Here is a 1,805-nt window from a genome sequence, read left to right as displayed (position 1 = left end):
AACTAAAGCTTCATTCATCATTGTTTCAGGATTACATTATTGTATGGTTGCTAAATATACTAAGATATTTGAAAATCATAAAGGCTTTGCTTCAGACAAGTGGTCTTTATATTTAGAAAAGTATGAAGAGATTTTTAAACCTTATCGAACCAAAAGGATAAATCTCTTAGAAATAGGAGTACAAAATGGTGGTTCATTAGAAATATGGGCCAAGTACTTCTCTAATGCTAAAAAGATAATCGGTTGTGATATCGACCAAACTTGTTCATCACTTAAATACAATAATGGAAAGATACAAATAGTAATTGGCGATGTAACCGATAAGAATACAATCCATACGATTTCAAATATATGCCAAAAATTCAATATTATAATTGATGATGGAAGCCATAACTCAGATGATATTATAAAATCATTCGTCAACTACTTTAATAATGTAGCTGACAATGGTATCTATGTGGTTGAGGATCTTCATTGTAGTTACTGGAAAGAGTACGGGGGAGGATTATTTCATCCATATTCGTCCATTTCCTTTTTCAAAGCTCTAGCTGATGTAATAAATTTTGAACATTGGGGAATCGTTTCCAAACCCACAAAAACTCTTGATAATATTCTTAATGAATATAATTGTGAAATTCCAGAACTTAGTCTTTCTTGTATACATTCTGTTGAATTTATTAATTCGATGTGCATTGTAAAAAAACGCCAAAAAAATAGAAATATACTTGGTAAACAGCGAGTTGCAGGTAAGATTGAAAATGTAAAAAAAGGTCATTTTTCCTTAGACGGAAATTTCATTGATCCTCCATGTCAATCAAACAACAAGTGGAATATATCATCAGATTCTAAGATTGCGACACTACAGGAAGAGATCTATCAGGGTAATGCTAGAATCGCAGAATTACAGGAAGAGATCTATGAGTGGGAAGCTAAAACCAATGAATATGCTAATTCATCGAGTTGGAAAGTTACTAAGCCATATAGATTTTTTGGAAGAATCGTCAGATCATATATTAAAAAATTTAATTTTCTTCAATCTCTGATATCCACATATGGTATTACTAATTTGATGGAGAAAATATACGTAACCTATTGTGACGCGGGACTCGATGGAATAATTTATCGAGCGAACAACATAAAATCACTTTATTCAACAACGGGTGCTCTACGCGAACCGTTTCAAAAAACGCATGAAGGCGTTGCAGGCCCGTTATATATGCTCCAGAATCCGGATTTTAAATGCAATATGTTAATATCAGTGATTATCTGTATTTACAAAACGCCTCTGAAAATGCTAAAACAATCAATAGATTCAATCTTAAATCAGTCTTATAAAAACTGGGAGCTAATACTTGTAGACGACTGCTCAGAAAACAAGAAAATTACTAAAATAATTAGACATTTTCAAAAGAATGATTCAAGAATAAAAGTTATCATTCGTCCCGAGAATGGAAATATTTCAACTGCTAATAATACAGCGCTTAAACATGTTTCAGGACAATTTTTCACAGTCCTAGATCACGATGATACTTTACATCCTGATGCTCTTTATCATGCTGTAATTTCTATAGATCGTAATCCTAATGTTGATTACATTTATTCGGATGAAGATAAAATAACAAGAAATGGGAAAAAAAATTATGGACCTTTTTTCAAACCTGACTGGTCCCCTGAATACATTCTATCAATGATGTATACCTGCCATATGAGTATGTTTAGAACATCACTAGTAAAAGATCTTGGAGGTTATAATTCTGAGTTCGATGGTGCACAAGACTATGAGTTAGTACTACGTGTTATAAACC

General features: G+C 32.3%; 1 protein-coding gene. It reads left to right on the top strand.

What is annotated here, in order from left to right:
- Positions 1–43 precede the first annotated feature (43 nt).
- On the top strand, positions 44–1,805 hold a 1,762-nt coding region (locus KDK19_RS13155; RefSeq protein WP_257292141.1), incomplete at its 3' end, for a glycosyltransferase.

Origin of the sequence: Endozoicomonas sp. ONNA1 (genome assembly GCF_024606325.1) — a bacterium.
Classification (GTDB): domain Bacteria; phylum Pseudomonadota; class Gammaproteobacteria; order Pseudomonadales; family Endozoicomonadaceae; genus Endozoicomonas_A.
Note: the sequence above shows the minus strand (reverse complement) of the source record. Positions and strands in the feature narration are given on the sequence as shown.